Genomic DNA, 7,809 nt, shown 5'->3' on the forward strand with positions numbered 1-7,809 from the left:
CAGGTCTCACCTGACGAATCGTAGGCCATGTCTCACATGGCCCCCCGACCGATGCTTTTGAAAAAAGCGAGGTCTCCTCCACCCCAAAACCAACCACACTCAAGCCAGCCCAACAATCACTGTGAACGTCTTCAACCCCCGCATCCCCAATACCGACTCGTGCCAATGGACAGCCCACCGACCTCGCCCTCCGGCGGGCTTCGCTGCAACACCCATCACCGGCTAAAACGCAACCTCTTTCACCCCCCGAGCCCCCGATGGCAACTTCCCCGTCACCGTCACATCCGTGATCGCGTAACGTCCCGGCACCCAACGTTGGTTGCTCTTGGTCGCGAATGCAGCCTGACGCAACACCAATGTTTCGCCAACCGCCAACGGCTGATCCTGGTACAGAAAATACTGCCCGTTCAAATTCATCGTGATGTTTGGAATTGCAAAATCCGCCTCGTTCCTCACCACCACCACATCGTCCATTAGCTTCGCACTTCCGTCGATGGTTGGGATCGGACGCCGGTCGATCAGGATCTCCACCGGCAGCCCATGCTCGCTCGCTTTGCCAAAGACGATCGCGTACAAGCTCAACGCGAACAGCGGCACCAAACAAACGGTCGCCAGGGCAGCAAACAATCCGCGGCTCGACAACTGCGGCGCGGGTGCGATTGACCGCGGCGGCTCATGAGCGTCCGCATCTTGCGCAACCGAATTCAAAGAGGAATCGTCAGCCATCTCAAACATCAAGCAGGAAGGGAGGTGGAATCGGCCGGGACAAGGTTCCCAAAACCGCCGGGGCCAGTCTCTCGGGTGCAGTATTCAAAGCTCACCAAACAACTTTATCAACCACGCAACCCGCCGGCCCACACGCCGAACCATTTGTCGCAAATGAGGTTTCCTCTAAACCAACTCCCCTCAACCAATGCCTCCACCCAAAAGTACCCATCACATTCCATCAGATGCCCCACCACCTCACCGCACCTCAAACCCGGCCTAGCACCCTCTCAACTCACTCATTCCAAACCAACGGCCCACAGCTTTCCATCGACACTTCGTCCTTCCGTTTTCCCGCTCCGACCAGCACCAGCCCCATGCCTCGTTGTTCCGCCAGCTTTTTCGCCTTCTCATCCTCCATCACGAACATCGCTGTCGACAGAGCGTCCGCATCCATCGCTGTTTCTGTTGTCACGGTCAACGCCAGCCACTGCCCCGCCGGGGAACCCGTCCTCGGATCAATCACATGCCCATAGCGTCTTCCCTGGTGATGGAAATACTGCTTGCCGCTTCCGCTCGTCGAGAGCGCCCGATTCTGCAGCCACAATCCACCCAAGCGTCGACCTGGAACGGTTGGGTGAGAAACACCCACCAACCATCCTCGCCTCCGTGTCTCTCCCTCCAGCTCATCACGGATGTCACAGTGTTCTGGCGAATTCTCGTCAGTCGACAGTTGCTGGTCCCCCGATGCAAAAACACTGCTATAGCCCGCGTGAATCAAGAAATCTTCAATGCCCTCAGATCGCAGGTTGTTTGCGAGTTGGTCGATAGCGTAACCCTTGCCAATCGCCCCCAGATTCAGCGCCATTCCCGGCTTCTCAAACCGAACCGTGCGATTGGTTGTATCAAGCGACAGATGTTGCCACCCCACCCTGTCCATCGCCGCCATGATCTCTTCGCGAGTCGGCTTCCTTCCTTCTCGCCGAGTGAACCCCCAAGCATCCACCAACGGCCCTGCGGTGATGTCAAAGGCTCCGTCGGTTTGCTCTGACAATGACCGAGCATCCGCCAACAAGCGAAACACTTCCGGATTGACATGAACGGGTTGTTCAGCCGCAAGAGCGTTCACCCGAGAAACATCGCTGTCGCTGCGATAGATGGTCAGCACCGACTCGATGTCTTCGATCGCCTCCAAGTGCTTGAGCACCACATCTGCGACGCTGCGATGCCCAACCCGCAGCGTTTCATCAGGAACCAGAACCACGAAGTCGCACGCCATCGCACGATGTTTGACTTCCAACAACAGACCGCTCTCACCCAGGCAACCGACCAATCAACCCAACGTCCCAATCATAGCCCGCGATCAAACCCTTCAAACCACCCACCGCACTTCAAACCACCCGCCCGTAGGTCAGGCCCCGCCTGACGCCGCTCCCTTTGCGATCACCACCACCAAACAAATCACTCCACCCCTGCCACCGCCTCCTGCCAAAAAGTACCCATCACATTCCATGTGATGCCCCCACACCTCCCTGTAGGTCAGGCCCCGCCTGACGCCGCTCCCACTCCGATCACCACCACCAAACAAATCACTCTACGATGCCAAACCCAACGTCCTCACCCGATAACCAACGACACATTCCTGCACGCTCGACTCACCATCGCCGCCGGATTCGGAATCCTCATCCCAGGGCGCCTTCAAATCTTCAGCCGGATCCGTCAACGCCTGGTCGATTGCTGGTTGCGTTGAAATCAAACGATCCAGAGGGCTCACCACCTTCTTCTCATTCGGATTCCAAACGTGCGTGTAAATCTCCGTGGTCTTGACATCGTTGTGCCCCAGCAACTGCTGGATCTGTCGGATGTCGGTCCCCGACCACAACAAATGTGTCGCGAAGCAATGCCGAAACGTATGGCTCGTCACATGCTTCTGAATCCCAGCGTTCTCCACGGCCACTCGCAAGTGCTTCGGAAAGGTTCCCGCATGAACATGGTGCCGATGAACGCGCCCCGTTTTCGGATCCGTCGACAATCGATGTGACGCGAAAAGATACTGCCACTTGAACTCACGATGCGCCGACGGGTACTTCCGGCTCAGAGCATACGGCAGGTAGACCGAGGCGGTCCCGTTCGCCAAGTCATGCTCGTGCAACGCTTCTCGCGACTTCACAAATCGACGCAGCGGTTCCAGCAAATCATCAGGCATCGGAACCAAGCGGCTCTTCCCACCCTTCGACTGCCGGATCTCCAGTTGCTGATTCGCAAAGTCGACATCCTTAACTCGTAACCGGTGAGCTTCACTGATTCGCAGCCCACACCCATACAGCAACTTCGCGATCACCAGCTGCAATCCTTCCAAACCCTCGAACACCTCCGCAACTTCGCCAGGCGACAAAACCGTGGGCGTCATCGAATCCTTGTTAGCGCGAATCGCTTCGATCTTCCCCATCTCGCGCTTCAGCACCAACGTGAAGAACTTCAGCAAAGCATGAAATGCCAAGTTCTGTGTCGACGGAGCCACGTTGCCATCCACCGCCAAATCAGTCAGATGACCTTCGACATCGTGAGCACCAATCCGTTCAAAGTCAGCCAAGCTATTCAGTGCCCTCTCTGCCATGAACGCTTTCAATTTCGAAACGTAGCTGCGTTCCGTTGCGTACGCCATTCCGGTGCGTCGCATTCCTCGACGAAATTCCTGAATCGCATCGGGCTCATTGGGATTGATTTTACCAACGACGTCATCGATCGAATCGTACCCCTCCTTCTGTGCACGCTCGACCATCACGATCTCTGCCATCTTTCGTTTGATGGTGAGCAGATCGTCGGTCGTCCGCTTTTGAAACGCCGTCCGGTACAGCATCAAACCTTCCAGCATTTTCATACGTTTCCAAGCCGGTACCTGCGCGTCGCGTCGTGCACGAAGAAACGGAATCACATGCCCCGCCTCAAACTGCCATTGCGGATCAAACTCACGACGATGAAATTCGCAAAGCTTCTTGAACCAAATGTTCGCCCACCGCTTCCGTTGCTCTTCGCTGTTAAGCTTCGAATACTTCGTCATCAATCCAATCTCACTTTCAAATACCACAGTAGGTCAGGCCATGCCTGACGCCCCCACAACACCTCGTACGTCAGGCCATCCCTAACACCCACCTATCCCTACCGAACAACCAACCACCTCTTCCATGGTTTGCTCCCCATCAACGCAACCTCTCACCCACCGCAACGCGCATCTCCTGAATATCCCAAAACACCAAACAAACCAACGACACAACAATTCATTCTCCGACGCGCCATCGCCTTCGCCAATCTCCAACTTGCATCCGACCACACAACGCCTTCAACAATCCAAACCTACCAATCCCCCAACCCGCAAACTGAACCTAGACCCGTTCACGATCGCGACCAGTGCTCAACAAACGCGAGAACACATTTTGGCATTCAAAACACTTGCATCGCGCAGTTGCATCGTCGAAAATCGTGGGGCTTGCTAACCGGACACTTTGGCTAGCTAGCTCGGTCATTCGCGCTCGCGGCTTCGAGAAGCAGTTTGGTCGCGAAGGATCACGAATCGGTCTCGGGCAGCAACGTTCGACCCGACAAACCCGAAGAGAATATGAAGCGAAGTGATGGATCGGAAGAATTTATCGAGGGGCGGTGTCACCCAGATGGACGAAGTCCGCGCTCCCGGAACGTCAGGCAGCAAAAACGACCAGCAAAGTTTTTCTCAGCGAGACTGCCTCCATGTGCGCCGGGAACAAGTTCCATAGTCCCCCGACAGGCAAACCAAAGCGATGGGAACAAGTCCTCGCCTGGCAGCCCGAAGTGGCGGAACCACTGGGAATAAGTCCCACCCCGAGACTTATTCCCACCGCCACACAGTGTAAAATACTGTCGAAACCCCAATTCCCACCTGCTCGACAGGTAATAAACAAGTTATCCGAGCTAAAAAACAAGCTGGAATGAAACATCGAACCATCGCATTCATCTCCGCTGCTGTCTTGCTGGCGATCCTGCTGGTCCCTCTGTTTCGTTCCGTTCGCCCTGCCTACCACCGCTACCGCTTCGAATCCGCTCAACAAGCCACTCTCAACGGGAACGAAGAACAAAGGCTCTTCGGGCTACTCGACAATGGCTTCCAGTCTCTCGACCATCACCTCGAGCAGCTTGTAGAAATTGGTGCTATTCGTCATGCATCATTTACTTTGCCGAACATCCTGAACGACTCCTCTGATCGCAAGACGCTCGCACAGGACATGCTCAATAGCAATTGCCCTCCGGTCGTGTATTGGTCGTCTCCCGCTCCCGGCGATGTGACTCCAATGGTGCTTGACGTTTGGTGCGAGCACGGCGACCTCAAGCAGTGGACCGCGTACTTAACTCAATTCGACCCTGACGTGAAAACCGACGGATAACCATGGCATTCACACGGAGCGGGGCTTGCGGCCGGATTTGAAATGGGCAGCTTTACTCTCCCCGCCCGGTGATGCCGGTCGTTCGTCAATTGACACAAATGAAAACGGATTGGATTAAACGACCTGACAACTGGCCCGCAGCCTTGCAATTTGCGGCTGCCGCGACTTGCATTTGCCCGACAGTTGCACTCCTTGCAGCCGACTTGAATGCCTTGGCAGTTCTTTCGGCACTTTGCGGATTTGGGCTCTGGTGTTGGCTTGGACGGGGAACCGAGGGTTTCCCATTGTTGTTTGATATGCTTGGGATGACGGTTTTGCTTACCAATAGTCTGGGATTGCTAGTTGCTTTGACACGGCTCGCGAGATTCTCTGTTTCAAGCTGACGGAAATCATTCCCGATACATCGATCACGTTGCCTTCCGTCTATTGCTGTGCGTATCGGGTTCACAGTCGACGGGATTCAATATCGACTTCAATTCCGTGTATTTCATCATGGGGGAAGTCTGACGAACCATCCGATGCACCCGAGTCGCCGAGTCGGGTGTTTTGACAATGGAAGATTGCTCACGGCGACCGGGTGATCGGTACCGTTAGTCGGTGACATCTCCGCCCATACCGGAACGCATCCACGTTCAGTACTTGAACCGGCGCTCGCCCATTCCCAACCCTGCGCGTTTCTTGCGCACGCGGTGTATTTGGCAACAGTACACTGCACGCACTGGTCGAAACCGAAATCGCGTCTCACACGCCACCGATGTGGCCGAAGGCTAACGATTGCGATCGGCAGTCTTAACTCTAGAATCGGCTGATATCCGAACCCATGTAGCTCTCCCTGCCGGACGTGATTCGATTCTCGCCTGCGTTTTCCGTGCGGGGCTTGGCCTTCGCTTGCAACGCCGGCACCGATACAACACGGGCTCATTTCCGACGAAACCGTCGCCTCGACCCAGAGCACTCCGAATAACCATTGCGTGCACACGGAGCGGTGGTGGAGACTCGGTACACTTTCCAATTACATCTCTCGCCACCGCCCGGTGACGCCGAACGTTACCCGACCGAACTCCATGGAACTTGACAAAGATCGTATTCGATTTCATGGCAAGCTCATGTCCGCTGCTCAACGGTTTGGCGGTTCTGCATCCGGCGACGAATCGCAGCCCTTTGTTGATACCCTCTATCGCGAATGGCTTGATGAATCGCTCCCACTTTCCTCCGTTGGTCCATGGCTCGATGCAAAGCTTCAAAACACATTTGAATCACTTGATTCACCGCCACACTGGGTAGAAGACGAACCCGCTTGGCCATTTATTGACGGCGTGCCAATGGTGTTCGTTTCACAGACTTCTTTTGCGGACACGCCACTTGCCAACGATCGACTCTCTGTCGGTGAAACCATATACTTATTTGCCGGGCGTCGCTCTGACGCCGGGCGGATTCGGATGGAGTACCGCGTTATTTCGCAATTCGCACAAGGCGGGTAACCATCCGATGCACCCGAGTCGCCGAGTCGGGCGTTTTGGCAATGGAAGATTTCTCGCGGCGACCGGGTGATCGGTAACGTTATCGCGGCGACTCATGCAGGACATGGCGATGTCATTCTCGGTTGCACACCACGCCGTCATTGATGCTCGTGACCGACTGCTCGTCGATTTGTTGATGAAACGATTGAAAATTCAAGACGTTGAACATCAAACCAATCGACGTTGAAAACAATGGCGGACACAACTGCGATCGGTCGCTTGGCACACTTTGTCGTTCGACCATGCAACATCCGTCGCGGTCATGCGAACGGTCGTCAACCTTTCGGACGAACGACTGTGTTCCGGTTGTCAACCGATCGCCTCACCGCGACTCCAACGTATCACCGCTGCGTAGACTCCCGGAAACGATGCGAACGATGTCGATTTCGTCTGATACAATCCTCTGACGTTCTCCATCGACGTCGTACCCATCGCTTCCTCACCTGTCGGTGCGCTCGTGATCGCCACTCGACGGTTGTGAATTGCTCGATTGGATTCACGACAGTATTCCCGATAACCACGCGATGATGACGGAGCGGTGGTGGAGACCAACTCGGCATACCAATCACATCCCTCGCCACCGCCCGCATATCGCAAACGTTATCGCGGCGATCTACGCAGGACGTAGCGATGCCGATCGTTGGTTGCACACCACGCCGTCATTGATGCTCGTGACAGCCTGCTCCACGACGCGTCGATGACACAATGAAAACAATCAGCACAGCGAACATCAAACCAATCGACGCTGGACACAATGGACGACAAAGCTGCGGTCGGTCGATCGTGACATCTCATCACACGATCTTGCAACATCCGTCGCGGTCATGCGAACAGTCGTCAACCTTTCGGACGAACGACTGCGTTCTGGTTGCCAACCGATCGCATCACCGCGACTCCAACGTTTCGCCGCTGCGTAGACTCCCGGAAACGATGCGAACGATGTCGATTTCGTCTGATACAATCCTTTCACGTTCTCCATCGACATCGTACCCATCGCTTCCTCACCTGTCGGTGCGCTCGTGATCGTCACTCGACGTTTCCAGATCGCTCGATTTGATCCACGAAAGTATTCCCGATAACCATGCGATGATGACGGAGCGGTGGTGGAGACCAACTTGGCATTCCAATCACATCCCTCGCCACCGCCCGCATATCGCAAACGTTATCGC

The 7,809-nt window shown here is 55.3% G+C and carries 5 protein-coding genes; 2 read left to right on the forward strand and 3 right to left on the reverse strand.

Features of this window, described 5'->3' with window-relative positions:
• Positions 1–222: 222 nt before the first annotated feature.
• From LOC70_RS23330 to LOC70_RS23340, 3 genes are all read right to left on the reverse strand, one after another.
• On the reverse strand, positions 223–726 hold the full coding sequence (locus LOC70_RS23330) for a hypothetical protein (RefSeq protein ID WP_230256465.1): 504 nt from the start codon (positions 724–726) through the stop codon (positions 223–225).
• A 274-nt stretch (positions 727–1,000) separates the two neighbouring features.
• Positions 1,001–1,984 carry an FAD:protein FMN transferase gene (locus tag LOC70_RS23335; RefSeq protein WP_230256466.1) on the reverse strand — a complete coding sequence of 328 codons (984 nt, stop codon included), beginning with the start codon at positions 1,982–1,984 and terminating at the stop codon, positions 1,001–1,003.
• A gap of 315 nt (positions 1,985–2,299) precedes the next feature.
• A complete protein-coding gene (locus LOC70_RS23340) occupies positions 2,300–3,766 on the reverse strand; it encodes an integron integrase (protein WP_230256467.1) in 1,467 nt (488 codons plus the stop codon).
• A 901-nt stretch (positions 3,767–4,667) separates the two neighbouring features.
• Here LOC70_RS23340 and LOC70_RS23345 point away from each other — a divergent pair.
• Positions 4,668–5,120: a hypothetical protein gene (locus LOC70_RS23345; RefSeq protein ID WP_230256468.1), complete on the forward strand. Its 453-nt coding sequence runs from the start codon at positions 4,668–4,670 to the stop codon at positions 5,118–5,120.
• Positions 5,121–6,184: 1,064 nt separating this feature from the next.
• The gene (locus LOC70_RS23350; RefSeq protein WP_230256469.1) at positions 6,185–6,601 is read left to right on the forward strand and encodes a hypothetical protein; all 417 of its coding nucleotides are present in this window, start codon (positions 6,185–6,187) and stop codon (positions 6,599–6,601) included.
• Positions 6,602–7,809: the final 1,208 nt, after the last annotated feature.

The organism is Rhodopirellula halodulae, from assembly GCF_020966775.1.
Lineage (GTDB): Bacteria > Planctomycetota > Planctomycetia > Pirellulales > Pirellulaceae > Rhodopirellula > Rhodopirellula halodulae.

Excerpts from the sequence above, each read along its gene's own strand:
- LOC70_RS23350 (WP_230256469.1), top strand. The coding sequence starts at position 6,185 with ATGGAACTTGACAAAGATCGTATTCGATTTCATGGCAAGCTCATGTCC.
- LOC70_RS23335 (WP_230256466.1), bottom strand. The coding sequence starts at position 1,984 with ATGGCGTGCGACTTCGTGGTTCTGGTTCCTGATGAAACGCTGCGGGTT.
- LOC70_RS23345 (WP_230256468.1), top strand. The coding sequence starts at position 4,668 with ATGAAACATCGAACCATCGCATTCATCTCCGCTGCTGTCTTGCTGGCG.
- LOC70_RS23340 (WP_230256467.1), bottom strand. The coding sequence starts at position 3,766 with ATGACGAAGTATTCGAAGCTTAACAGCGAAGAGCAACGGAAGCGGTGG.
- LOC70_RS23330 (WP_230256465.1), bottom strand. The coding sequence starts at position 726 with ATGGCTGACGATTCCTCTTTGAATTCGGTTGCGCAAGATGCGGACGCT.